Origin of the sequence: Halomonas sp. IOP_14 (genome assembly GCF_021021315.1) — a bacterium.
Taxonomy (GTDB): domain Bacteria; phylum Pseudomonadota; class Gammaproteobacteria; order Pseudomonadales; family Halomonadaceae; genus Vreelandella; species Vreelandella titanicae.
Map to the genome: position 1 here is coordinate 25,052 of NZ_JAINWD010000018.1, position 23,797 is coordinate 48,848.

The following is a 23,797-nucleotide window of genomic DNA, read 5'->3' on the forward strand; positions in this document are numbered from 1 at the left end:
TCGCTTTTTTGCGCGCGGATGAGCGGTGTTTCCAAAAGCTGGGCTTCAAACGCTGGGCGGCGGTTCCACCGGCGCCTGGCGTGCCCGTTGGCGTTTGACCAGTTGGGTAATCACGCCGTAGCGTGGCCCTGCCAGAAAGGCGAGCATCAGGAATACGCCGGTCATGACGGCCATCATGCCGCCAATGGAGACGTTGAGATACACTGCGAGGTAGTAGCCAGAAATACTCGAGGCGATAGAAATTAGCGCACCGATGATAAACATCATCCACAGCCGGTCGGTCAGCAAATAGGCGGCGGAGGCGGGAACAATGGCAAAGGCGATAAACAGCACCGCGCCTACCGCATCAAAGGCCGCCACGGCAGTGGAACTAGTTAGCATTAGCAGCACATAGAAAAGAATCGAGGGCATAAAGCCGAACGTTTTGGCCAGCGCCGGATCGAAGGTGGCCAGCTTCAGCTCCTTATAAAAGAGTCCGATAAACGCGTAGTTGAGCACCGTCATCACGCTCATCGATACCAGCGCCTGGGGGATGGGCAGGCCGAAGATGTCGAGTGTATCCAGCCAGACAAAACCGATCTCACCGAGCAGCACGGTATGCGTGTCGATATGCACATCATTGGCATAAATATTCAACAGCAGCACGCCGATAGAGAACAGAGCCGGGAAGACCAGGCCGATAGCGGTATCCTGCTTGACCCGTTTGGTGCTCGCTAAGGCTTCGGTGAGCAGGACGGTTAACAGCCCAGTGAGGGCGGCCCCGATCAGTTGTACCGGCCCGCTCTGTTGCTTGGTCAGCAGCCAGACGATGACGATGCCAAACACAATCGAATGGCTGATTGCGTCGGATAACATGCTGTTGCCGCGCAGCACTAAAAAGGTGCCCACCGCCGAGGAGGCGATGCCTACCATCGCGCCCACTAGCATAATGGGCAGGGCAGTTGTGGTCAGTAGCTCTGCCATCATGATGCTAATTCCTCAAAGGCCGCGACCACTCTTCTAGCCTCCGCCTGGCCCTGTGCCGTTAGCCCCCAGCCGTCGTCGCTTGGGGTGGCACCGCGTGGAGAGCGGATTAGGTAGCCTTGCTGCTTAAGCTTGTTGAGCATCCTGCGTGAACCGAGTGTTGAGGGGGCGCATGAGGGATCGGCCGAGTGTTTATATAGCGCATAAAGTAGCTGCTGTTTCTGCAGCGCTGACTTCTGGCGATAGTGCTTTATCACACCCCACAGCAGGCCACGGCCGGGCGCCAATGCCAACGATATAAGCACGATGGCGGTTGCGGTAAGGACAATCAGCGGGCCGGTTGCCAGGCCACGCGATAGGGTGCTGATGGTTGCCCCTGAAACACCACTGACAATACCGACGCCTGCGGCGATGGTGAGCATGCCGCCTAGGTGGCGGCTCCACTGTCGGGCGGCGGCCGCGGGTGCCACGATCATGGCGGCCATCAAAATCACACCGACCATCTGCAGGCCGACGACGACCGCTAGCGCAACCATAGCGGTGAGCGATGCTTCAATCACGGTGATAGGCATGCCGAGCGTGCGGGCGTACTCCGCATCAAAGGTGACCAGCTTGGCCTGTTTCCAGAAGACGGCAAGCAGCAGCAGCGTAACCAGCGTAATGCTGCCCATCACCCATAAATCGGAGCGCAGCGTCGCGGCGGCCTGGCCGAAAAGAAAGGCCTCAAGACCGCCCTGGGAGGCGTTATTGGTACTCTGGATATAGGTGAGCAGAACGATACCCACGGCAAAAAAGATACTGAGGCAGGTGCCCAGGGCTGCGTCCGTTTTCAGGCGGCTTAAGCGCGTCAGCATCAGCATAATCAGCGCGGCGGCGGAGCCGGTGATCAGTGAACCAATAATAATCCCGCCAATATCCCGGCTGCCGGTGATGATAAAGCTTAAACAGATGCCGGGAAGGGCTGCGTGGGAAATTGCGTCTCCCAGCAGGCTTTGGCGACGCAGCACCGCAAAACAGCCCAGCGGGCCGCTGATCAGCCCCAGCAGCGAGGCGCCAATGACTACATTCTGAAAGGTGTAGTCAGATAAAAGCTCAAGCCACACCATGGGTTACTTCACCTTTGAGGCGGAAAACATTAACGATTCATTGTCGTTAAGTAGCGCGATTTGGCCGCCGTAAGCCTGGCGCAGGTGATCGATCTTGAACACCTCCTCGGCCTTGCCGCTGGCGATGACTCGCACGTTGAGTAGCAGTAGCCAGTCAAAGTAGGTGCGAACCGTTTGCAGATCGTGGTGTACCACAATCAGCGTTTTGCCCGCGTCGCGCAGGTGGCGCAGGATATCGATAATGGCCCGCTCGGTGGTGGCATCGACGCCAGCCATGGGTTCATCAAGAAAATACACATCGGCCTGTTGCACCAGCGCGCGAGCCAGAAACACGCGCTGCTGCTGGCCACCAGAAAGCTGGCTAATCTGTCGTTCAGCGAAGGCGCTCATACCGACCATTTCAAGTGCTTCCTGCGCTTCATGGCGCTCTTTGCGACCCGGTCTCTTGAGCCAGCCCAAGCGCCCGTAAAGCCCCATGGTGACCACATCCAGCGCCGTGGTGGGAAAATCCCAGTCAACGCTTGAGCGCTGGGGCACGTAGCCCACCCGTTTACGCTGTGTGGCGTAGGGCCGTCCATGCACCATCACCTCTCCCGACAACGACGGCACCAGCCCAAGCAGGCTTTTGATCAACGTACTCTTGCCCGCCCCGTTAGGGCCGACAATGCCCGCCATGACACCGGCGGGGATATCCAGATCGATATCCCATAGCACGGGCTGGTTATGGTAGCTCACCGTCAGGTTTTTAATGCTCAGTGCGGTGTCTGTAGGGTTGAATATCGCCATGGATGCACTGCCTTATCGAATGCTTATTGAGCGAGTTGCCACTCGCTGGCCCAGTCATCCAGTGCCTTTGGCAGCGGGGCCAGCGAACCGCCTAGCGCCTCGACAATGTGCTGGGTGTTACGGTAGATCATGCCCATATAGGTACCATCTACCGTGCCTTCATCGCCCATGGCGTCGGAATAAAGTTGGCCGCCGATGGTCACATCATGGCCGCGTTGCCTTGCAGCATCGATCACTGCCTGAATGGTGCGTGGATTGATGGTGCTCTCGACAAATATGGCGGGCACGTTACGGGCAACAACGCTATCCGCCATGCTGCGAATATCGGCGATCCCAGTTTCGGTTTCGGTACTGATGCCCTGAATCCCTTCCACCTCAATGTCATAGGCACGGCCAAAGTAGCTGAAAGCGTCGTGGGCGGTGACAAGAATACGCTGCTCTTCGGGGATGCTGGCAATGCTCTCTTTAACCCACTCATGCAGGGCTAGCAACTGAGCCTGATAACGCTCGGTATTGGTTTCAATCGACGTGGCGCACTCAGGGCGTGCTTCGCTCAATGCATCGCTTAGGGTGGGCAGTGTTTGGGCCCATAAAGAGACATCCATCCACAGGTGAGGGTCGACTCCGTAGACATCCTGAGCGGTGATCAACGACGCCGGATCAATGGAAGCGGGCGCCACGGCAAGCGTGGGTGTTCGTGCCGAGAAATTCTCCAGCACGCTCCCCAGCTGTCCTTCCAATGAGTAGCCTGAATAGAGAATGTGTTCGGCGCCCCGCAGCAAGGCCACATCGCTAGCGCTTGCCTGATACAGGTGGGGGTCTACGCCGGGGCCCATCATGGCTTCCACATTAACGCATTCGCCGCCTACTTCCTGCGCTACATCGGCAATCATCCCAATCGTTGCCACCACGTTTAAGGGCGTTTCATCGGCAGTTGCCAACGCACTAAAAGGCAGCGTTCCCAATAGAATCACGGCATATTTTGTTGCCATTATTTAGCTCCAGACTCGTCATGAGGTAGATGGGCTGAAATTGCTTTGTGTAAACTGATTGTCCCGAGGAAAGAAGTATAGCCTTGGCTAAGTTTGTGGCGCTATTCATGAAATGTCAAGCGGATAAAAGACGCTGAGGTGAGCTGAAAAGGGGAGCCTGAGTTATGGCGGGAGTAAGCGCAAAGTGCGCTACTCACGTACCTCTACGCCAGGTAAGGCATCAACAGGCCTTGGTTATGTTTTGGAGCGTCACTCGCTTACCGATTGGCCCTATAGTATGGCGAAGCACCGCTGCCGCGCCGCCATGCGAGCCGCTTGTGGGTTTATTCGCTAAAACCCTGCTCTGTGTTGGGTTGACGAAAATGCTTTGCGTGTAATATTGGCTGTTGATCAATAAGAAGCAGGTGGGGTATGCGCTATAAAGATAAACATCAGCTCGCCGCCGAGTGGCAAGCGCTTCTGGAGCGTACGCCCAAACCGTTGCGGCAAGCAGTCGAGACGTTGGTAGAGCACCACGGGCAAAGCTTTGCTGACCACTTTTACCGGGTGATGTTGGAAGACCCGCATGCTTCGCTGTTTCTCTCCAACGATCAAGTGGAGCAGCGTTTACACCCCTCAATGCAGCGCTGGCTGAAGGCCATGTTTGCCGTTGAGCACGCCGATTTTGAGTCCCTGGTTGAGCAGCAGGAAAAAGTGGGGCAGGTGCATGCCCGCATCGATATTCCGGTCAACCTGGTGCTAAGTGGAGCGCGGCAGCTTAAGCAGGTGTTTTATCAACAGATCAACGCCACGTTCAAAAGCCCGCTATCGCCGGGGGATGCCTCGGTGTACGTCTCCGATCATATTGATATGGCCATGGAAATCATGAGCCACGCCTACTCGGTGGCCAGTGACCGTAATGCGCGCACTGAAGAGGCGTACAAGCTGTTTTCACTCACCCAGAGCATTGGCGACGAGCGTGAACGCCAGCGTTCGGCGTTGTTGAATTGGGAGAATGCGCTGATGTTTGCCATAGCTGCCCAGCAGGATATCGCCACGCTGCCGCGGTTATCCAATTCCGATTTTGGTCTGTGGTACTTCCATAAAGCGTGCCATGCGTTCGAGGGCGTGCCGGAGATTGCCACTATTTCACTCCATATTCAGCAAGTGGATCGTGAGTGGCTGGAAGTGCTGATGCATGAAGATGCTAGCCAGCGACTTAAGGCGCTGGGCGAGATTCGTGATGCCGCCCGTACGGTGTTGATGCTGCTCGACAATGTATTAGAGCGCGCCTCCGGTTTGGATGCAGGGCGCGACAGCTTAACCCGGTTGCTCAACCGCAAGTTTTTGTCAGTGGTGCTTAGTCGCGAAATAGACATTGCCCGCCACTCGGAGCACTGCTTTGCGCTGTTGATGGTAGATATCGATCACTTCAAATCGATCAACGATACCCATGGGCACGACGCCGGCGACAACGTGCTGCAGCAGGTGGCGAGCATCCTTGATCGCTCCACCCGTGGGGGTGATTACGTGTTTCGCATGGGCGGCGAGGAGTTTTTGATTGTGCTGGTCAATACTGACCATGACGGCAGCCGGTTATTTGCTGAGCGTTTACGCCAATCGGTGGCTAAGGAGCCGATGCTCGCCGGTGCCGATACGCTGCTTAACGTGACGATTAGCGTGGGTGTAACGCTTCACGATGGTCACCCAGACTATCACCACTCCCTGCAGCGTGCTGATCAGGCCCTTTATGAAGCGAAGCGCGGTGGGCGTGACCGGGTCGTTGTGCAGTAATGGTGTGAAGAGTGAGTGCAGGCTGAGCACTAAGCAAGTAGTGAGTGCATTTATTTGGTGCATTTGAGGTCTGATGTGGTGCTGTTTTGGTGCGCCTAGATGCGTAGCACTGCCAGTCACCGCCGTTCATCCCTACCATTGACCGCGCAGCAGGGCTTTTCACCATTTTGGCGCATTAATTGCTTACCTATGTCAAAGGCTTAGTGAAAAGGAAGCGGTAGCAACCCATGATCCTGTGCGAACTCGCCAAACCACACATTGCCTCTGGCCACCGCTTCGATGCAGGCCGCCATTGGGCAGCTTCGTTAGCACTCACCTTCGCTCATCGGGGCAGTGCTACTCGCATGGTGCAGGCGCGTCATCAGGGACCACTGCGGGTGCAGCGCCCTTTCTATCCCGAAGGGCGTAGTGAGGCTTGTCATGTTTATGTGCTTCACCCGCCGGGCGGGTTAGTCAGCGGCGATGCGCTTACCATTAGTGCCCATGTAGAGAGCGGTGCCCATGCGCTGCTGACGACTCCGGCTGCCAATAAACTCTATAAAGCCGACAGCCAGGGCGTGGCATGGACGCAGCATACCCGGTTGAGCGTTGAAAATGGCGCGACTCTGGAGTGGCTGCCCCAGGAGACCATCGCCTTTGATGGTTCCAAGGGTGAACAGCGCACCCAAATTGACCTTCACGGCAGCGCCCGTTGCCTGGGCTGGGAAGTGATGGCACTGGGCCGCCCGGCCAGCGACTTACCCTATGTTTCCGGGCGTATTGAGCAGCACTTCCGCTTAACCCTGGATGGCAAACCGCTGTGGCTAGAGCGCCAACCGCTAGACCCACTACACCCACGCTTTGCCGGGCGCTGGGGGCAGGGCGGTGCCACGGTGCAGGCCACGCTCTGGGCAGTGGGGATTGCCGACGCGCCTGCTGCCATTGAAGCCTTGCGTGAAGCGCTGCCGGATAACCCGCGCTGGGCGGTCACCGTCCGCCACGGTGTTCTGCTGCTGCGCTATTTAGGCAACTCGCGTAACGAAGCCTGGGCGTTATGCGAACAGGCTTGGCAACTGCTGCGCCCCCGCTGGATCGAGCGTGAAGCACATACACCACGAATTTGGCTAACCTAATTAGCATCACTGCGATGCACTGCTGGAGACACATTCCATGGAATTAACCCCAAGAGACAAAGACAAGCTGCTGCTGTTCTCAGCCGCCCAATTGGCGGAGCGCCGCAAGGCGCGTGGTTTAAAACTCAATTACCCGGAAGCGGTGGCGCTGATCAGCTTCGAGATTATGGAAGGCGCCCGGGATGGCCGCAGCGTAGCGGACTTAATGAGCTATGGTCGCGAAATCCTTAGCCGTGAGGATGTGATGGACGGTGTCGCCGAGATGGTCGACGAAGTGCAGGTGGAAGCCACTTTCCCCGACGGCACCAAGCTGGTCACTGTCCATACGCCAATTGTGTGAGGGGTTAATTGTGAGGAGTGAGGGGTGGATTGTGAGGGGTGAGGAGTGAATAGTTAGGGGTGAGTAGTAGTGGGTTACGCACCCCTCATACCTCTCTCTTTACACCTCACACCTCTCGCCTAACACCTCACAAAAAAACAAAGGAGCAACCAAATGATTCCCGGTGAGTACAAGTTAAAAGAAGGTGATATCGAGCTGTGCGCGGGGCGTGAGCGGATTAGCGTCGAGGTGGCCAATACCGGCGACCGCCCGATCCAGATCGGCTCCCACTACCACTTCGCCGAAGCTAACCCGGCGCTGGTGTTTGATCGCGATAAAACCCGAGGCTTTCGTCTGGACGTGGCCGCAGGCACGGCGATTCGCTTTGAGCCTGGCCAGACCCGCGAAGTCACGTTGATTCCCTATGTCGGCAAGCGAGAAATTTACGGTTTTCGCGGCGATGTCATGGGCGCGCTCGACGGAGGTAAACAATGAAACCGGTTAACAAGATCAGTCGGCAAGCCTACGCCGATATGTATGGCCCCACGGTGGGCGACCGCGTGCGCCTGGGCGATACCGAGCTTTGGATCGAAGTCGAACAGGATGCCACCCACTACGGCGATGAAGTGAAGTTCGGCGGCGGCAAAGTCATCCGCGACGGCATGGGTCAAAGCCAGCGCGCCGACGACACGGTAATGGATACCGTGATTACCAACGCGCTGATTCTGGATTGGTGGGGTATCGTCAAAGCCGACGTGGGTATTCAAAATGGCCGCATCGCCGCGATTGGAAAAGCGGGCAACCCTGACGTACAACCTGATGTTGAAATCGTCATTGGCCCCGGCACCGAAATCATCTCCGGCGAAGGTAAGATCCTGACCGCGGGCGGTATAGATTCCCATATCCACTTTATCTGCCCTCAGCAGGTCGAAGAAGCGCTGATGAGCGGCGTGACCACCATGCTGGGCGGTGGCACCGGTCCGGCGACTGGTACCAACGCAACCACCTGTACCCCCGGCGCTTGGCACATCGGTAAGATGCTGCAAGCGGTGGACGATATGCCCATGAATATCGGCTTTCTGGGCAAAGGCAACGCCAGCCTGCCTGAGTCCCTAGAGCTCCAGCTCCAAGCAGGCGCCATGGGCCTCAAATTGCACGAAGATTGGGGCACCACGCCTGCCTCGATCAATAACTGCCTTAACGTCGCTGATGCCTATGATGTGCAGGTGGCGATCCACACCGACACCCTAAACGAATCGGGCTTTGTGGAAGACACCCTGGCCGCGTTCAAAGAGCGCTGTATCCATACTTACCACACCGAAGGTGCTGGTGGTGGACACGCCCCAGATATCCTCACTGCCTGCTCGAAAGCCTATGTACTGCCGTCATCCACTAACCCAACGCGGCCCTACACCGTCAACACCATCGACGAACACCTCGATATGCTGATGGTGTGCCACCACCTGGATCCCAATATCCCTGAAGACGTGGCCTTCGCCGACTCACGCATTCGCCGGGAAACCATCGCCGCTGAGGATATCCTCCACGATTTGGGCGTGATCTCGATGATTGCCTCGGATTCCCAAGCCATGGGGCGGGTCGGTGAGGTGGTCTGCCGCACCTGGCAAACCGCCCATAAAATGAAGGTGCAGCGCGGCCTGTTGCCGGAAGACGAAGCCCTGGGTGCCGATAACCTTCGCGCCAAGCGCTATATCGCCAAGTACACCATCAACCCGGCGATCACTCACGGCATCGCTCACGAAGTAGGTTCCATCGAAGTCGGTAAGCTGGCGGATCTGGTGCTTTGGAAACCGGCCTTCTTTGGCGTCAAGCCAGCGATGATGATCAAAGGCGGCATGATTGCGGCGGCGCCCATGGGTGATCCTAATGCCTCGATTCCCACCCCGCAGCCGGTGCATTACCGCTATATGTTCGGCGCTTTTGGCCGTGCGGCCAGCCAAACCCGGCTCAGCTTTGTCAGCCAGGCCGCGCTGGATGCGGGCATCAAAGAGACACTGGGGCTAAATAGCGAACTGGCGGCGTGCAAAAACGTGCGCCAAGTGCGCAAAAAGGATATGAAGCTAAACGATGCCTGCCCAGAACTAACCGTCGACCCGCAAACCTACGAAGTGCGCTGCGATGGCGAAATTTTAACCTGCGAGCCCGCCACCGAACTGCCGCTGGCTCAGCGTTATCATTTATTTTGAATAGCGCACTATGACCGCCAGCAAGTGCAGTGCCGGGGGTAGGTCTACGTGAGGGCGCTGTAAATACATCCCTGTACGCTACTTTTGCCATCCATGGCAAAAGACCCTCACTACGACCTACCCCCGGCTCGGCTACTGGGTGCTTAACTGCAGGTTCTGAACAGGATGATACCAATGCTTAAACTCATAGAACGCTTAGGGCCGATAGAGGAAAGCGCGGCGAGCGATACGCTCACGCTACCCTTTGAGCTACGTATTCGCGGGCGCTTAAAAGCCCAAAGCGATAGTGGCCGTGAGCTGGGGTTGTTTCTTGATCGCGGCCCGGTGCTGCGCAGCGGCGAAGGTCTAAAAGCCGAAAGCGGCGAAGTGGTGCGTGTCTGCGCCGCGGTAGAACCGGTGGTTACCGCGCGAGTGAGTACTGGCTTACCGCTGGCGCGGCTGGCCTACCACCTGGGCAATCGCCACGTGCAGCTGGCGCTGGGTGAAGATGAAAAGGGCGGCTGGGTGCGCTTCCCGCCGGATCATGTGTTGGAAGAGCTCGCCGAGCTGTTAGGTGCCGAACTAGAGCACCACAACGCAACGTTCGACCCGGAGCCGGGTGCTTATAACCAAGTAGGTGGCGGACATTCACATGGTCATTCGCACGGTCATTCACACGACCACGATCATGACCACTCGCATGAGCACCACCATGCCCACTGAACTCACTGCGCTAGAAAGCCAAAGTGATGAGCTAGCGCTGCTAGGGCTGATGCAGTTGGTGAGCCCAGCGTTGCCCATCGGCGCCTTTGCCTTTTCCCAAGGTCTGGAAAGCGCCTTTGAGCTGGACTGGGTGCGCGATGAAGCCAGCCTCGCCGAGTGGCTAAACGGTGTGCTGGAAGATGGCTTAACCCGCTGCGAACTGCCAGTGCTGGCGCGGTTGCACGATGCGTTTGGTCAGGCGTTTGGCCAGGCGGACATGGCAGAAGGTCGTAAATCAATTGCCGCGTGGGATGAGTGGCTGGCTGCCACCCGGGAAACCGCCGAGCTCGCCGCCGAAGATAGCAGGCTGGGCGCCTCGCTCAAACGCCTACTGGGCAGCTTGAACTTATTGCCGAGAGAGCAGCAGTTGCCAAGTGAAGACTTACTCCCACCCTTGCTTCCGCCCCAAGCAGGTTATGTAACGCTGTTTGCCTACACGGCCCACGTCCGTGGCGTGTCTGTTCGCCAAACGCTGCTGGGGTTTGCCTGGGCGTGGATGGAGAACCAGCTAGCGGTGGCCTGTAAAGCCTTGCCGCTTGGCCACACCGCTGCCCAGCGAGTAATTGAACAACTGCGCCCCGCGCTAGTGAATGCCGTTAATCAGGCACTTACGCTGGATGATGAAGAGCTGGGCCCGGTGCTGCCCGGTCTGGCACTGGCTAGCGCCTTGCACGAAACCCAATATTCGCGCCTGTTTCGAAGTTAGATGACCTAGAAGTTAACGAGGAGAGAACAATGACTCACTGTTTACGTGTTGGTGTGGGTGGCCCGGTTGGTTCTGGTAAAACCGCGCTGCTCAAGCAACTCTGTTTAGCGCTGCGTGATTACTACGATATCGCCGTAGTCACTAACGATATCTACACCCGCGAAGACGCCGACTTTTTGCTCAAGCACGATGCCCTACCGGCGGATCGTATTCTAGGGGTTGAGACCGGGGGGTGCCCGCATACCGCGATTCGTGAAGACGCCTCGATGAACTTGGCAGCCATTGATGAGCTCCAGGCGCGTCACCCGAAGCTGGAACTGGTCATGGTCGAGTCGGGCGGCGACAACCTCTCGGCGACCTTCAGCCCCGAGCTTTCCGACCTGACGCTCTACGTCATCGACGTCTCGGCAGGCGACAAAATACCTCGCAAAGGCGGGCCGGGCATTACCAAATCGGATCTACTGATTATCAATAAAATCGATATCGCCGAGCAGGTGCACGCTTCACTAGAGGTCATGGAGCGCGATTCCAAGAAAATGCGCGGCGAGCGGCCCTTCGTGTTCACCAATCTTTATGACGGAGTAGGGCTTGAGGAGATCATCCGCTTTATTCTCGATAAAGGGATGCTGGATGAGCGGCGTCCGCAGGCCGAAGTGACCGCTAGCTAACGTCAATCGACCCGCGTAATTGGCTGGCGAGTGGGGTCGACGTGCCATGGCAAGCCAAGGCGGGTATTGCGCTCTAATTCGGCAATCACCTGGGCGCCCAGTAGTAAAATGATGGCGCCCACTTCCAGGCTAATCAGTACGACCACCAGCGCTGCCAGCGAGCCGTAGACAGCGTTAACGAACGAGAGATTGGCGAAATAGTAAACCAGCAACAGGCGAACCCCCTCCCACAGCAGTGCTGCCACAAAGCCCCCTACGATTGCCCGACGTAAGGCGATGCGCACCACCGGCAGCACTTTGTAGATAGCGCTGAACAGCAGGAACACCCCAGTGAAACTGGCCAGGTTAAGCACCGGCTCTGAAAATCCCGCCAGCGGTAGTTCACGTTCAAATAGCAGCATTACCAGCATATTGAGCGAACTGGCCAGGGTGACTACCAGCGTGAGAACCATAAGCGCCGCCCCCAGTACCACCATAAAGGCGTAGGGCAACATTACCGAAACCCAAACGCTGCGTTTGATATGCGGGCTATCCGGCGCATGGAAAATGATCGCCAGGGCGTCTTCCAGCATACGAAAGGCGAATGAGCTGAACAGGAGCAGAATGGGAAAGCTCAGAATGCCAATCACATCTCGCGATTCCAGCAGGCTGCGAACGGCCTCCAGCAACACTTCCGCGTGGGCAGGCGCCATATGGCGTGCCTGTACGGCCAGCACATTGAGTAAGTGCTGCTGATCGACGACTTGGGTTAACAGCACAACGAGCACGGCAAAAAGCGGCACGATAGAGAGCAGAATGTTGTAGCCTACTCCGCCGGCTAGCAGGACACCGTGATTTTTCAGGAAATTGCGTAATACGCGCCAAGCAAAGTGAACCAACCTAGGGAGCAGGAGCAAGACAGCGCTAACAAATGGGTGGTTTCGAACCATGCTTGCTATTCTCCTTGGACATTAGGCCCTATCGCCATGATACGCTGATGGCAATGGCAAATAACAAGGGCAAATATCAAGGAAGTCCCGAATTGCCTGATCTGGCTTCAGGAGAGAGTAGTAAGAGGCAGAAGCTAACTCGCCGCCCTACAAACAAAAAGGTCGCCCTGACCAGGCGGTAGAGAGACCAGGGCAACCGAAGATTGTGGTTAAGCGACTTGCTTAAAACGGGCCATCCCTGGCCACCACAACCTCACAATGAACCTTTACTCTATGAATAACCTTAACTTAGGTTATGAAGCTAATCATTAAATGCTAATTAATTGAATATTAAGTAAAAAAACTAAAAAATGGTTAAAGTTCGTGCACTTTAGGTCGATAAGGCTCCTATAACTACTAAAAACTCTTCACTCAAGACTGACTCTGGAGCTTGCCCACATATGTCCACTCCTTCTGCTCCCAAACGAGCCCTTGGTTTACAAACCAAGGTGCTGATGCTGGTACTGCTCCCTCTTCTGTTAGTGACGGTTGTGCTGGTCGGGTTTAAAGCCTACAGCAGCGCCCAAGACACCCGCGATACGTTGGCAAACCAGCGTGAAATGCTGATTGAAGAGCGCCGCCATGCGGTGCGCGATATCGTCCAGATGGCGACTTCTGCCATCGAGCCCATTTACGAACAAGCCGGTGCCAACGATGAGGCCGCCAAGCAGCAGGTAGCTGAGCTTGTGCGTTCGATGCGCTTTGAAGACAACAACTACATTTTTATCTACGACTATGACGGTAACAATATCGTCACGGCGCCTGCACCGGAGCGTGAAGGCACCAACATGATCGATGCGCAAACCCCCGATGGCACCTACCTGATTCGCGAGATCATTAAGGTCGCCCAGAGTGGCGGTGGCTTCTACAGCTATATGTGGGATTACCCAGGTACCGACAGAATAGAACCCAAGCACTCATTCGTTGACCGCCTTGAAAAATGGGATTGGCTCATTGGTGCAGGCGTTTACGTCACCGATGCTGACGATGCTATTGCCGAACTTGAAGCCGCGGCTGCCGCCGATTTGCGCCAGGGCATTATATTTGCCTCCTTGTTGGGTCTGGGTCTATTTATTGTGATTGCACTGATAGCGTATGGCTTGGTGCGTCGCACGCTGGGGCCGATCAAGCGCACTACTGCGGCTATGCACGATATTGCCCAGGGGCGCGGTGATTTAACCCGTCGCTTAGCAGTTGAAAGCGGTGACGAAATTGGCGAGCTTAGCGTTCAATTCAACGCCTTTGTAGCGCGGATGCAGAACACGCTTCGTGATGTACGCAGCAGTACGCTCAGCGTGCACCAAGCGGCGGGGGAGATCTCACAAAGCTCCGATGAGCTCGCCACCCGTACCGAGCAGGCGGCCGCGAACCTGCAACAAACCTCCGCTTCCATGGAAGAGATCACCTCGACGGTTAATCACAGCGCCGACAATGCCCAGCAGGCCAATACGCTGGTGCAGTCTACTGCTGATGTAGCCCGCGAAGGTGAGACCTCGATGGGGCAGGTGGAAAGCACCATGAGCGATATTAACGACTCTGCATCGCGCATCAGTGACATCATCAGCATGATCGATTCGATTGCCTTCCAAACCAATATTTTGGCGCTTAATGCCTCGGTGGAAGCCGCAAGGGCAGGTGAGCATGGCCGCGGCTTTGCCGTGGTGGCACAAGAAGTTAGGGTTCTGGCCAGTCGTTCCAGCGATGCTTCCAAAGAGATTCGTGCGCTTATTGATGCATCGGTTCAGCACACTAACTCCGGTGCGAAGCTGGTACGCAGCGCCGGTGATACCATGCGTGAGATTGTCTCCAGCGTGGCGAAAGTCACCGATGTAATCGGTGAGATCACCGCTGGCGCTAAAGAGCAGAGCAGCGGTATTGGCCAGATCAACACTGCCGTGGCTGAAATGGACACCATGACCCAGCAGAACGCCGCCATGGTGCAGGAGTCCACCACCGCCGCCGCCAATATGCGCCGCCATGCGGAGCACCTGAATCAGTTAATCAACTCCTTCGTACTTGGTGACGATGAGCCCACGCCGCGGCACGAAGCGCTAGCGTCTCCGGCCCCTCAGCAACGTGGCAGTGATAGCGCCATGAAGCGCCCTGCGCTTTCATCGCACTCCTCATCACAGCCATCGTCAAAGCCCTCACCGGCAAAGCATGCTGCAGATGAGTGGGAAGAGTTCTAACGTTCACTACCAGTGCTTGTGATATCAGCGCTTGGGAAAGATGGGTATAAAAACGGGGCTTGCCATTTGGCAAGCCCCGTTGCGTTAACGACAGTGATGCTTATACGGCATGCCGCCTGGCCAGTCCTTCAGCCAGCAAGATGACGGCTCGCTTTGCCAGTGGTGAAAGCGCGGCATCCTCGCGTTCCAGCGTGGCTATTAGGCGCTGCTTCATTGATCGTGCCCAAAAGGTTTCCAGGTGGCGACAGGTGGCCGCGGCTGCCATTTCTTCATCACGACCGCCGCCCAGGTTAGCTGCGATCTGGTTGGTCATGTGAATCAGGTGAGTATCTTGGTTCGACGACATTGCGTGCCTCCTCAGCCGTGTGCCATCGCCGCCGACATGGGGCGATGGTAAATCAGATGGCGGCCGGGCCGCGCAAAGCCTGCCAGTAGCAGCCCCGATGCCTGGGCCTGCTCCACGGCCAGGGCGGTGGCCGCCGATACCGCCACCAGAGCACCAATGCCGACACTGGCACACTTGTGAACCATCTCGTAGCTGGCGCGGCTGGTGACCAGCGCGAACCCTTCGCCGAGGGGGCTGGCCTCGCGGGCGAGGGCTCCAATCAGTTTGTCCAGGGCGTTATGGCGACCCACATCCTCGCGCAGTTGTTTAATGTTCCCCCAAGCATCGCACCAGGCGGCACCGTGGCTGGCGCCAGTGGCCCCCTGCAGCGGCTGGTGGATGGACAGCTCCCGTAGGGAACGCTGGATGGCGGCGTCACTCAACTGCGGCGCCATGACATGGGGAATTGGCCGGATGGCCTGCTCCAGGGCTTCGGTGCCGCATAGCCCGCAGCCGGTGCGTCCTGTCAGGTTGCGCCGCCGTTGTTTGAGCTCGGCCATTCGCTGGCTGGCAATAGTGAGGTGAACGGTGAGGCCTTGGGGTGCTTCGTGGATATCGAGGTCGTAGCACTCGTCGACGTTGGCCAGGATGCCTTCTGACAGGCTGAAGCCCAGGGCAAACTCCTCAATATCCGTCGGGCTGGCCATCATCACCGCGTGGGAGATGCCGTTGTAGACCAGGGCCACCGGCCTTTCCAGGGCCAGTAGATCCTCCTGGGTATCGGTGTACCAGCCGTTAGCGCCACGGCGCACCTCCACCGGCTGGCGCGCTACCGCGTCGCGAGTATGGTGGATGCTCATGGAACCTCCTGCTGGGCCTTGGCCAGGTAATCACGCTGGGCCAGGTCAAAGGCGCTAAAGCGTTGCTGCCAGGCCGACGGTTGGCTGACTTTTTCCACCTGCACCGCCGTGACCTTGTACTCCGGGCAGTTGGTGGCCCAGTCCGAGTTGTCCGTGGTGATGACGTTGGCGCCACTGCCGGGGTGGTGGAAGGTGGTATACACCACGCCGGGCTGCATGCGCTCACTGAGCCGGGCACGCAGTACCGTCTGGCCGGCACGGCTGGTGATGCCCAGCCAGTCGCCGTCGCGGATGCCGCGCAGCTCGGCGTCAGAAGGGTGCAGCTCCAGTACGTCCTCATCGTGCCAGCGCTGGTTGTCGGTGCGCCGGGTCTGGGCGCCCACGTTGTACTGGCTAAGGATCCGGCCGGTGGTGAGCAGTAGCGGGAAGCGGCGGTTGGCCCGCTCCTCGGTGGCCACGTACTCGGTAATTGCAAAGCGTCCCAGCCCGATGGGGAACTCAACCTCGTGCATAGTCGGCATGCCCAGCGGGTACTCGGCGTTACAGGGCCACTGAAGACTGCCGCGCTCCTCCAGCTTGGCGTAACTGACGCCCGCGAAACTTGGCGTCAACTGGGCGATTTCGTCCATGATTTCGGAGGGATGGGTATAGTGCATCGGGTAGCCCAGCGCATTGGCCAGATCCTGGGTGACTTCCCAGTCTTCCTTGCCGGCCACCGGGGCTGCCACCTTGCGTACCCGGTTGATACGTCGCTCGGCGTTGGTGAAGGTGCCATTCTTCTCCAGGAAGCTTGAACCCGGTAGCAGTACGTGGGCGAACTTGGCCGTTTCATTGAGGAAAATATCCTGCACGATCAGGCAGTCCAGCGACGTGAGCGCCGCCTCGACGTGCTGGGTGTTGGGGTCGGACTGAGCGATATCTTCGCCTTGCACGTAAAGCGCTTTAAAGGTGCCTTCGATGGCAGCGTCGAACATATTGGGAATGCGCAGCCCCGGTTCGTCGTCCAGTTTCACACCCCACACGGCCTCAAAGCGGCCGCGGGCGATGGGGTCGGCCACGTGTTGGTAGCCCGGCAACTCATGGGGGAAGGAGCCCATGTCACACGAACCCTGGACGTTGTTCTGGCCGCGCAGCGGGTTCACACCCACGCCCTCGCGGCCAATATTGCCTGTGGCCAAGGCCAGGTTGGCAATCCCCATCACCATGGTGGAACCCTGACTGTGCTCGGTCACTCCCAGCCCGTAGTAGATCGCGCCGTTGCCCGCCGTGGCGTAAGTGCGTGCCGCCTGGCGCACGGCCTCGGCGGGCACGCCGGTAATGGCTTCGGTGGCCTCCGGGGAGTGGCGCGGTTCAGCAATAAACTCACGCCAGCTGTTATAGGCATCGGTGTCGCAGCGCTTGGCCACGAACGCCTTGTCTTCCAGACCTTCCGTCACCACCACGTGACCCAGCGCGTTGACCAGCGCCACGTTGGTGCCCGGGCGCAGCGGCAGATGTTGGGCCTCGCTCATGTGCGGGGTCTTTAAAAGGTCGATACGGCGAGGGTCGGCGACGATCAGCTTCGCCCCCTGGCGCAGGCGTTTGCGCATCAGCGAGCCAAACACCGGGTGGGCGTCGGTGGGGTTGGCGCCGATCACGATAATTGCGTCCGACTTCATCACCGAGTCAAACGTCTGGGTGCCCGCCGATTCACCCAGCGTGGTCTTCAGGCCGTAGCCGGTGGGCGAGTGGCACACCCGCGCGCAGGTGTCAGTGTTGTTGTTGCCAAACGCTGCGCGAATCAGCTTCTGCACCAGGTAGGTCTCTTCGTTGGTGCAGCGCGAGGAGGTGATACCGCCGATGCTCTCGCGGCCGTGCTCGGCCTGAATCGACTTGAGACGGTTCGCGGCAAAGCTGATCGCCTCTTCCCAACTGGCTTCGCGCCAGGGCTGATCGATTGAGTCACGAATCATCGGCGTGGTCAGGCGATCCGGGTGGGTGGTGTAGCCGAAGGCAAAACGCCCCTTCACGCAGGAGTGGCCGTGATTGGCGTCGCCGCCCTTGTAGGGCACCATGCGCACCAGCTGGTCGCCCTTCATCTGGGCCTCGAAAGAGCAGCCCACGCCGCAGTAGGCGCAGGTGGTGACCACGCTGTGATCCGGCACGCCGTGGTCGATCACGCTTTTTTCCATTAGCGTGGCCGTGGGGCAGGCCTGCACGCAGGCGCCGCAGGAGACGCAGTCCGAGTCCATGAAGGCGTCGTTCTGGCCTGCTGATACTTTGGATTCGAACCCGCGGCCATCGATGGTTAGCGCGAAAGTACCCTGGACTTCGTCGCAGGCGCGCACGCAGCGTGAACAGAGGATGCACTTGCTGGGATCGAAGGTGAAGTAGGGGTTGGATTCGTCCTTGACCGCCTCCAGATGATTCTCGCCCGTAAAGCCGTAGCGCACCTCGCGAAGCCCCACGCTACCGGCCATGTCCTGCAGTTCGCAGTCGCCGTTGGCCGGACAGGTCAGGCAGTCCAGCGGGTGGTCGGAGATGTAGAGCTCCATCACGTTGCGACGCAGCTTGGCCAGCCGCTCGTTCTGGGTGGTCACCTTCATACCTTCAGCAACGGGCGTGGTGCAGGCGGCGGGCAGGCCGCGGCGTCCCTCCACCTGCACGGCGCACAGCCGGCAGGAACCGAAGGGCTCCAGGCTGTCGGTGGCGCACAGTTTGGGAATGTTGATATCCGCCAGGGCCGCGGCGCGCAGTACCGAGGTGCCCTCCGGCACGCTGATGGATACGCCGTCGATATCAAGGCTCACCGAGGCAGTGCCGACGGCCTGAGCAGGGAAGGGCGTGCCGAGGTCTTTGCTATGCCCGGCGTTGCTGGCATGCTGACTGGGGTCGAAGTGCTGAATCATGATCTGTCTCCGTTCGCCGCCCGCTGGAAATCCTCAGCAAAGTGTTTCAGGGCGCTCTGCACCGGGAAGGGGGTCATGCCGCCCATGGCGCAGAGCGAGCCGTCTACCATCGTTTCGCAAAGATCACTCAGCAGGGCGAGGTTGGCCTCGCGATTGTCGTTGGCGCGAATACGATCGATTACCTCCACGCCACGGGTCGAGCCGATACGACAGGGCGTGCACTTGCCGCAGGACTCCACCTTGCAGAACTCCATCGAGAAACGCGCCTGTTCGGCCATATCGACGCTGTCGTCGAACATCACCACGCCGCCGTGACCGACGCCTGCACCGACCTCGGCGAAGGTTTCGTAATCCAGCGGCATATCCCACTGGCTTTCGGGCAGGTAGGCGCACAGCGGCCCGCCTACCTGAACGGCGCGCAAGGGCTTTCCGGTGAGCGTACCGCCGCCAAAATCCTCCATCAGCGTGCGCAGAGTGGTGCCAAAGGCGAGTTCCACCAGACCGCCACGCTTGACGTTGCCCGCCAGTTGGAGGGCCAGCGTGCCCCGGGAGCGGCCCATGCCGTGATTGGCGTAGGCCTCGGCACCCTCGGCCAGAATGAACGGCACGGCGGCAAACGAGAGCACGTTATTGACCACGGTAGGGCGGCCGAACAGGCCCTCGATGGCGGGCAGCGGTGGCTTGAAGCGCACCAGCCCGCGCTTGCCCTCCAGACTTTCCAGAAGCGATGTCTCTTCGCCACAAATGTATGCTCCGGCGCCCAGACGTACTTCCAGATGAAAGGTGCGGCCGCTGCCGCGCAGGTCGTCGCCGAGATACCCGGTGGTCTCAGCACGGCAAATGGCTTCGTCGAGGATCTCTTTCGCCAGCGGGTATTCCGAGCGCAGGTAGATATAACCTTGGGTGGCGCCCACCGCGAGCCCGGCGATGGTCATGCCCTCGATCAGCATGTAAGGGTCGCACTCCATTGCCAGCCGGTCGGCGAAAGTGCCAGAGTCGCCCTCATCGGCATTGCAGACGATGTATTTCTGGTCGGCGGGCGTATCGAGCACCGTCTGCCACTTGATACCGGTGGGGAAGGCCGCCCCGCCACGTCCGCGCAGGCCCGAGGCTTTGACTTCCTCGACGATATCCTGGGGCTCGCGTTGCAGCGCAGCCTGCAGGCCGCAAAAACCGTTATGGGCGCGATAGTCCTCGATCGATAGCGGGTCAGTAATACCAATACGCGCGAAGGTTAAACGCTGCTGGCGGGCGAGGTAGTCGATCTCTTCCGTTGGGCCCAGTGCCAGTGGGTGGCTGACGCTACCTTCCAGCAGGCCACTGTCGAGCAGCGCCGCTACATCCCCCAGCGTTACCGGGCCATAGGCGAACCGGCCGATGGGGGTGTCGACTTCCACCAGCGGCTCAAGCCAGGCAAGGCCACGGGAGCCGTTACGTACCAACGTGATTGACTGGCCGCGTGCGGCGGCCTCTCTCTCCAGCCGGCTGGCGATCGTATCGGCGCCCAGCGAAAGCGCGGTGGTATCGCGAGGTACATAAACGCGGACGCTCATCCCATCACCTCCAGCGGCCGGGTTTGTAGCTCATCCATCAATTCATCGAAGGCTTCCGGCGTGACGCGGCCGCGTATGCTGTCGTCCACGCGAATCGACGGGCCGCAGGCGCAGTTGCCCAGGCAGTAAACGGATTCGAGGGTGATTTCGCGATCCGGCGTGGTCTGGTGGTAGTCGACCCCCAAACGCGCCTTGGCGTGGGCTTCGAGCTGGCGCGCCCCTACCGACTGACAGGCCTCGGCGCGGCAGATGTGCACGACGTGGCGCCCCGGTGGTGTGGTGCGAAAGTGGTGGTAAAAGCTGATGACGCCGTGCACTTCGGCACGTGTCTGGTGGAGGGCATCGGCGATGATGGGCACCGCTGCCTCGGGAATGAAGCCGATGCGATCCTGAAGGGCGTGGAGGATCGGCAGTAGGGCGCCGGGCTTGTGTTTCAGGGCGTCGACCTCGGCCTGAATTGCCTGCGGCGCCCACTCCTGGGAATGGTTCATGATGCCTTCCTCACGACTGCTTATTATGTTTTAAATATGCACTGCTTTTCATATTTAAAAAGACGTGCATCACGGTTAATACAAAGCTAGCATCAAGTTATCGACTTAAAAATATGAAATAGTGTGCCTATGAAACGGATCAAGGTAACGCCCACCTGGTGCTTTAGTGATGAAGAGGGGCACCGTCTCGATACCAACCTTCTGCGCTTGCTGGGGGCGGTGCATCGTCATGGCAAGTTGACCCATGCTGCCGAAGAGGCGGGTATTTCCTATCGTCACGCGTGGAATTTACTGCGCCAGGGCGGAGAGTTTTTTGGTGTTTCCCTGGTAGCCATGGCGCGTGGGCGAGGGGCGCAATTATCACCGCTGGGTGAAAAGCTGCTATGGGCCGAACAACGCGCCACCGCTCGGTTAAGCCCGCAGCTTGATAGCCTGAGCTCAGAGCTCAATCTTGCCATTCAGCAGCACCAGGAAGGCGTGCACCCGGTTCTGCGTCTCCACGCCAGTCACGGTTTTGCGATAGAGCTACTGCCACAGCATTTGGGGGAGTTGCAGCTTGACCTGCAGTACTGCAGCCCGCTGGAAGCACTGGCGGCGCTTAACCGTAATAGCTGCGATCTTGCGGGCTGCCATCTTCCCAGAGGGGCGGTGGGTGAGAGCATGCGGCGCAAATACCGCCGCCTGCTCAAGCCTCGCTATCATCGGCTGGTAGGTTTTATCGCCCGCCAACAGGGGCTAATGGTGGCGCCGGGTAACCCGTTGGGCATTGATGGCGTTGCAGCGCTGGCCGACAGGTCGGCCACGTTTATAAACCGGCAGGCGTCATCGGGAACCCGGGAGCTGTTGGATGGCCTGCTGACCGAGGCGGGTATTGCTGCATCCAAAGTGAACGGTTATGAGATTGAGGAGTACACCCACTCGGCGGTGGCGGCCTATGTAGCGGCGGGAATGGCGGATGCAGGCTTCGGTGTCGAGGCAGCTGCGCAGCGCTTTGGACTTGATTTTGTGCCGCTGGCCACCGAAGACTACTTGCTGGCCTGCCACAAACGCTCCCTGAAAGAGCCTAAATTTGACGACTTTTTGCAAGCGCTGCGCAGCGCTTCCTTCCAGGAGGCGGTGCAGCGCCTGCCGGGTTATAGCCCGAGCCAGTGTGGCTGCGTGATTGAGATCGCCAGCTTTTTATAAGGTCGTGCTGATTGGAAGAGTGCTAGAGGTAGCTACATCGGTTTAAGTATCATGAGTATCGCATTTAAACTATAGGCTCTCTCTGTAGCTAGAGAGGGCCTATAGTTCAGCAATATCATTTAGTGGATTGCAGTTATTCTAAAAGGTAGTGACCCACAAAATGATGTTGGGAAATAGCGTAAATACGCCTATAGCGCCAAGTAAAATAAGCCAGTAAGGCAAGGAGGCCTTTGCAGCAGATGTTAAATTAACTTCATTTTTAGAAATGGATGATAGGACAAAGAGATTGAGTCCTACGGGCGGCGTTATCATACCGATCTCTATAAGTAGCGTGACAATAATACCGAACCAGATGGGGTCGAACCCTAAGCTTGTGATCATCGGGAAGGTGATGGGGAGAGTCATGAGAAGCAGTGATATGCCATCAAAGAAACAACCTAGCACGATATAGACGATGACGATCATCAGCAGTATGCCATATGGGCCTAGCCCAAAGTTGCCAATCGTTTCGACTGCAGTACGAGGAATGCCTAGTAGGCTGACGGCTTGAGAAAGGATCACTGTACCAATCAAAATCATACCGATAGCGGTAAACATGATCGAGGCGTGCTTAAACGCCTGCCATAGTCTTTTGAAGGTTAAATCACCCCATGTTAAACCTAAAACGATACTGGCCACTACGCCCAAAGCCGCCGACTCCGTAGGCGTCGCGATCCCCAGGTAAATAGTTCCCAGCACGAAGAAAATAAGTACGGGAAGAGGCCATATCTCCTTGAGTCCAGTTATTACGTGCTTGAAGGTCACTTTCTCTTTAAACGTAGGGGTTACTGGCTCGCCAATTTTAGAGCGGATCATGATCCATGTGGAAAAGGCGGCAGCAATGAGCAAGCCTGGCAGCATACCAGCGATAAAGAGCTGGCCGATAGAGACGTTTTGAGTTGCTCCGTAGATGATCAATGCCAAGCTGGGGGGAATGAGAAGCCCAAGGGTGCCCCCTGCAGCTAACGTACCCACCACTACACTTGGCTTATACCCACGTTTTGTCAGTTCAGGATAGCCAACTGCGCCTATGGCGGCTGCGGTAGAGGTGCTTGATCCGCTAACCGCACCAAACAGCGTGCAGACGGCAATGTTGGTATGGAGTAATTGCCCTGGAACACGCGCGAACAGAGGGGTTAGGCCGTTATAGACGCGTTTTGACACGCCGCTTGCGAGAAGTATTTCACCTAAAAATATGAATAGAGGAACTGCGCTTAGCGTAAAATCCGTTAGCATGTTCCAAGTTGCGTTAATCGCCAAGGGGGTGGCGCCGTTAGCTTGAAAGTGAAGCAGGAGTAGACCCGTAAGCCCCAGCGCCGCCCCTAGGATTGCGCCACTGGTTAAAAATAGAACTAGCGCCCCGCTCAAGAGTAACCAGCTCATATCGCATCCTCCGCTGAGGCAGTGTCTGTCGTGGGCTGTTTAAAACCATGGCTGAGCTGAATCAAGATGCACAGCATCATGGAAAAAGGCATGATTGCCATCCACGGCCATAAGAGAATGCTACTGATATCCGTACGCGAATTGAGCGAGAACGAGAAGTTCATGAAATTCCAGGACTCAAAGGCGAAGATGGCGCAGAACGTGAGTAATACGACGACGCCAATAAAGTCCATTATCCTCGCGATCCCTGCTGGCATCAGGTTGACGAGTATCTCTATGCGTATGTGGCGGCCCTTATTGAGCACATAAGGTAGACAAAGGAAGGTCAATGTTAAGAACAGCAGCCCCGCCAGCTCATCGGAAAAACGCAAAGGATGACCACCCAGATAGCGCATCAAGGTGCTGACGAATATCAGTGCCGTCATTGCGATACCGCTCATGACGCCCAGTAGAAAGGAGGCATAGGCGGTATGGTTCAGTACAGTGTTGATTTTTCTCATCATCACGACTAGCTCCAAGAAGAAAGAGCCAATAGGTATTGGC

At 57.8% G+C, this 23,797-nt stretch carries 22 protein-coding genes; 10 read left to right on the forward strand and 12 right to left on the reverse strand.

Going from position 1 to position 23,797, the window contains the following annotated elements; translation table 11 throughout:
• Window positions 1-45: 45 nt before the first annotated feature.
• From K7H09_RS13770 to K7H09_RS13785, 4 genes are read right to left on the reverse strand one after another with little or no spacing between them, the layout of a single operon-like run.
• Window positions 46-966, reverse strand: coding sequence for a metal ABC transporter permease (locus K7H09_RS13770; RefSeq protein ID WP_009286158.1), 921 nt, complete (start codon window positions 964-966; stop codon window positions 46-48).
• Window positions 963-2,069 carry a metal ABC transporter permease gene (locus K7H09_RS13775; protein WP_035539242.1) on the reverse strand — a complete coding sequence of 369 codons (1,107 nt, stop codon included), beginning with the start codon at window positions 2,067-2,069 and terminating at the stop codon, window positions 963-965. The genes K7H09_RS13770 and K7H09_RS13775 overlap by 4 nt, the downstream gene beginning before the upstream one ends.
• A gap of 3 nt (window positions 2,070-2,072) precedes the next feature.
• Window positions 2,073-2,855 (reverse strand): metal ABC transporter ATP-binding protein, encoded by a 783-nt coding sequence (locus K7H09_RS13780; RefSeq protein WP_041157262.1) that lies wholly within the window; start codon window positions 2,853-2,855, stop codon window positions 2,073-2,075.
• A 23-nt stretch (window positions 2,856-2,878) separates the two neighbouring features.
• Window positions 2,879-3,847, reverse strand: coding sequence for a metal ABC transporter solute-binding protein, Zn/Mn family (locus K7H09_RS13785; RefSeq protein WP_141440404.1), 969 nt, complete (start codon window positions 3,845-3,847; stop codon window positions 2,879-2,881).
• A 411-nt stretch (window positions 3,848-4,258) separates the two neighbouring features.
• Here K7H09_RS13785 and K7H09_RS13790 point away from each other — a divergent pair, with 411 nt between their 5' ends.
• From K7H09_RS13790 to ureG, 8 genes are all read left to right on the forward strand, one after another.
• The gene (locus tag K7H09_RS13790; protein WP_141440405.1) at window positions 4,259-5,620 is read left to right on the forward strand and encodes a diguanylate cyclase; all 1,362 of its coding nucleotides are present in this window, start codon (window positions 4,259-4,261) and stop codon (window positions 5,618-5,620) included.
• 227 nt (window positions 5,621-5,847) lie between these two features.
• The gene (locus K7H09_RS13795) at window positions 5,848-6,732 is read left to right on the forward strand and encodes an urease accessory protein UreD (protein WP_141440406.1); all 885 of its coding nucleotides are present in this window, start codon (window positions 5,848-5,850) and stop codon (window positions 6,730-6,732) included.
• Window positions 6,733-6,769: 37 nt separating this feature from the next.
• Entirely contained in the window at window positions 6,770-7,072 is a 303-nt protein-coding gene (locus K7H09_RS13800; RefSeq protein ID WP_022521353.1) for an urease subunit gamma, read from the forward strand.
• 153 nt (window positions 7,073-7,225) lie between these two features.
• On the forward strand, window positions 7,226-7,546 hold the full coding sequence (locus tag K7H09_RS13805) for an urease subunit beta (protein ID WP_022521354.1): 321 nt from the start codon (window positions 7,226-7,228) through the stop codon (window positions 7,544-7,546).
• On the forward strand, window positions 7,543-9,258 hold the full coding sequence (gene ureC / locus K7H09_RS13810) for an urease subunit alpha (RefSeq protein WP_141440407.1): 1,716 nt from the start codon (window positions 7,543-7,545) through the stop codon (window positions 9,256-9,258). The genes K7H09_RS13805 and ureC overlap by 4 nt, the downstream gene beginning before the upstream one ends.
• A 174-nt stretch (window positions 9,259-9,432) precedes the next feature.
• On the forward strand, window positions 9,433-9,960 hold the full coding sequence (gene ureE, locus K7H09_RS13815; RefSeq protein ID WP_041157485.1) for an urease accessory protein UreE: 528 nt from the start codon (window positions 9,433-9,435) through the stop codon (window positions 9,958-9,960).
• Window positions 9,950-10,705 carry an urease accessory protein UreF gene (locus tag K7H09_RS13820; protein WP_230804989.1) on the forward strand — a complete coding sequence of 252 codons (756 nt, stop codon included), beginning with the start codon at window positions 9,950-9,952 and terminating at the stop codon, window positions 10,703-10,705. The genes ureE and K7H09_RS13820 overlap by 11 nt, the downstream gene beginning before the upstream one ends.
• A gap of 29 nt (window positions 10,706-10,734) precedes the next feature.
• Complete coding sequence (ureG, locus tag K7H09_RS13825; RefSeq protein ID WP_009286151.1) at window positions 10,735-11,373, forward strand: urease accessory protein UreG; 639 nt, start codon at window positions 10,735-10,737, stop codon at window positions 11,371-11,373.
• Between the two features lie 2 nt (window positions 11,374-11,375).
• Here ureG and K7H09_RS13830 read toward each other — a convergent pair whose 3' ends face one another.
• Complete coding sequence (locus tag K7H09_RS13830; RefSeq protein WP_141440408.1) at window positions 11,376-12,302, reverse strand: YihY/virulence factor BrkB family protein; 927 nt, start codon at window positions 12,300-12,302, stop codon at window positions 11,376-11,378.
• A gap of 440 nt (window positions 12,303-12,742) precedes the next feature.
• On the opposite strand from K7H09_RS13830, the gene K7H09_RS13835 reads away from it, so the two are divergent.
• Window positions 12,743-14,530, forward strand: coding sequence for a methyl-accepting chemotaxis protein (locus K7H09_RS13835; protein WP_141440409.1), 1,788 nt, complete (start codon window positions 12,743-12,745; stop codon window positions 14,528-14,530).
• A gap of 100 nt (window positions 14,531-14,630) precedes the next feature.
• Here the strand turns inward: K7H09_RS13835 and K7H09_RS13840 are convergent, their stop codons facing one another.
• From K7H09_RS13840 to K7H09_RS13860, 5 genes are read right to left on the reverse strand one after another with little or no spacing between them, the layout of a single operon-like run.
• Window positions 14,631-14,876 carry a formate dehydrogenase subunit delta gene (locus K7H09_RS13840; RefSeq protein WP_230804964.1) on the reverse strand — a complete coding sequence of 82 codons (246 nt, stop codon included), beginning with the start codon at window positions 14,874-14,876 and terminating at the stop codon, window positions 14,631-14,633.
• Window positions 14,877-14,887: 11 nt separating this feature from the next.
• The gene (fdhD, locus tag K7H09_RS13845; protein ID WP_141440411.1) at window positions 14,888-15,715 is read right to left on the reverse strand and encodes a formate dehydrogenase accessory sulfurtransferase FdhD; all 828 of its coding nucleotides are present in this window, start codon (window positions 15,713-15,715) and stop codon (window positions 14,888-14,890) included.
• Window positions 15,712-18,603, reverse strand: coding sequence for a formate dehydrogenase subunit alpha (gene fdhF, locus K7H09_RS13850; RefSeq protein WP_141440412.1), 2,892 nt, complete (start codon window positions 18,601-18,603; stop codon window positions 15,712-15,714). Before fdhF ends, fdhD begins: the two co-directional genes overlap by 4 nt.
• Window positions 18,600-20,156, reverse strand: coding sequence for a formate dehydrogenase beta subunit (locus K7H09_RS13855; protein ID WP_141440413.1), 1,557 nt, complete (start codon window positions 20,154-20,156; stop codon window positions 18,600-18,602). The genes fdhF and K7H09_RS13855 overlap by 4 nt, the downstream gene beginning before the upstream one ends.
• Complete coding sequence (locus K7H09_RS13860; protein ID WP_230804966.1) at window positions 20,153-20,647, reverse strand: formate dehydrogenase subunit gamma; 495 nt, start codon at window positions 20,645-20,647, stop codon at window positions 20,153-20,155. The genes K7H09_RS13855 and K7H09_RS13860 overlap by 4 nt, the downstream gene beginning before the upstream one ends.
• A gap of 129 nt (window positions 20,648-20,776) precedes the next feature.
• Here K7H09_RS13860 and K7H09_RS13865 point away from each other — a divergent pair, with 129 nt between their 5' ends.
• Window positions 20,777-21,832 carry a substrate-binding domain-containing protein gene (locus K7H09_RS13865; RefSeq protein WP_141440415.1) on the forward strand — a complete coding sequence of 352 codons (1,056 nt, stop codon included), beginning with the start codon at window positions 20,777-20,779 and terminating at the stop codon, window positions 21,830-21,832.
• Window positions 21,833-21,970: 138 nt separating this feature from the next.
• Here K7H09_RS13865 and K7H09_RS13870 read toward each other — a convergent pair whose 3' ends face one another.
• Together K7H09_RS13870 and K7H09_RS13875 are read right to left on the reverse strand one after the other, a co-directional pair.
• Complete coding sequence (locus K7H09_RS13870; protein ID WP_009286147.1) at window positions 21,971-23,254, reverse strand: TRAP transporter large permease; 1,284 nt, start codon at window positions 23,252-23,254, stop codon at window positions 21,971-21,973.
• A complete protein-coding gene (locus K7H09_RS13875; RefSeq protein ID WP_141441497.1) occupies window positions 23,251-23,757 on the reverse strand; it encodes a TRAP transporter small permease in 507 nt (168 codons plus the stop codon). Before K7H09_RS13875 ends, K7H09_RS13870 begins: the two co-directional genes overlap by 4 nt.
• Window positions 23,758-23,797 lie beyond the last annotated feature (40 nt).

Coding starts and splice junctions, on each gene's coding strand:
- K7H09_RS13770 (WP_009286158.1), bottom strand. CDS start 966: ATGATGGCAGAGCTACTGACCACAACTGCCCTGCCCATTATGCTAGTG.
- K7H09_RS13775 (WP_035539242.1), bottom strand. CDS start 2,069: ATGGTGTGGCTTGAGCTTTTATCTGACTACACCTTTCAGAATGTAGTC.
- K7H09_RS13780 (WP_041157262.1), bottom strand. CDS start 2,855: ATGGCGATATTCAACCCTACAGACACCGCACTGAGCATTAAAAACCTG.
- K7H09_RS13785 (WP_141440404.1), bottom strand. CDS start 3,847: ATGGCAACAAAATATGCCGTGATTCTATTGGGAACGCTGCCTTTTAGT.
- K7H09_RS13790 (WP_141440405.1), top strand. CDS start 4,259: ATGCGCTATAAAGATAAACATCAGCTCGCCGCCGAGTGGCAAGCGCTT.
- K7H09_RS13795 (WP_141440406.1), top strand. CDS start 5,848: ATGATCCTGTGCGAACTCGCCAAACCACACATTGCCTCTGGCCACCGC.
- K7H09_RS13800 (WP_022521353.1), top strand. CDS start 6,770: ATGGAATTAACCCCAAGAGACAAAGACAAGCTGCTGCTGTTCTCAGCC.
- K7H09_RS13805 (WP_022521354.1), top strand. CDS start 7,226: ATGATTCCCGGTGAGTACAAGTTAAAAGAAGGTGATATCGAGCTGTGC.
- ureC (WP_141440407.1), top strand. CDS start 7,543: ATGAAACCGGTTAACAAGATCAGTCGGCAAGCCTACGCCGATATGTAT.
- ureE (WP_041157485.1), top strand. CDS start 9,433: ATGCTTAAACTCATAGAACGCTTAGGGCCGATAGAGGAAAGCGCGGCG.
- K7H09_RS13820 (WP_230804989.1), top strand. CDS start 9,950: ATGCCCACTGAACTCACTGCGCTAGAAAGCCAAAGTGATGAGCTAGCG.
- ureG (WP_009286151.1), top strand. CDS start 10,735: ATGACTCACTGTTTACGTGTTGGTGTGGGTGGCCCGGTTGGTTCTGGT.
- K7H09_RS13830 (WP_141440408.1), bottom strand. CDS start 12,302: ATGGTTCGAAACCACCCATTTGTTAGCGCTGTCTTGCTCCTGCTCCCT.
- K7H09_RS13835 (WP_141440409.1), top strand. CDS start 12,743: ATGTCCACTCCTTCTGCTCCCAAACGAGCCCTTGGTTTACAAACCAAG.
- K7H09_RS13840 (WP_230804964.1), bottom strand. CDS start 14,876: ATGTCGTCGAACCAAGATACTCACCTGATTCACATGACCAACCAGATC.
- fdhD (WP_141440411.1), bottom strand. CDS start 15,715: ATGAGCATCCACCATACTCGCGACGCGGTAGCGCGCCAGCCGGTGGAG.
- fdhF (WP_141440412.1), bottom strand. CDS start 18,603: ATGATTCAGCACTTCGACCCCAGTCAGCATGCCAGCAACGCCGGGCAT.
- K7H09_RS13855 (WP_141440413.1), bottom strand. CDS start 20,156: ATGAGCGTCCGCGTTTATGTACCTCGCGATACCACCGCGCTTTCGCTG.
- K7H09_RS13860 (WP_230804966.1), bottom strand. CDS start 20,647: ATGAACCATTCCCAGGAGTGGGCGCCGCAGGCAATTCAGGCCGAGGTC.
- K7H09_RS13865 (WP_141440415.1), top strand. CDS start 20,777: ATGAAACGGATCAAGGTAACGCCCACCTGGTGCTTTAGTGATGAAGAG.
- K7H09_RS13870 (WP_009286147.1), bottom strand. CDS start 23,254: ATGAGCTGGTTACTCTTGAGCGGGGCGCTAGTTCTATTTTTAACCAGT.
- K7H09_RS13875 (WP_141441497.1), bottom strand. CDS start 23,757: ATGATGAGAAAAATCAACACTGTACTGAACCATACCGCCTATGCCTCC.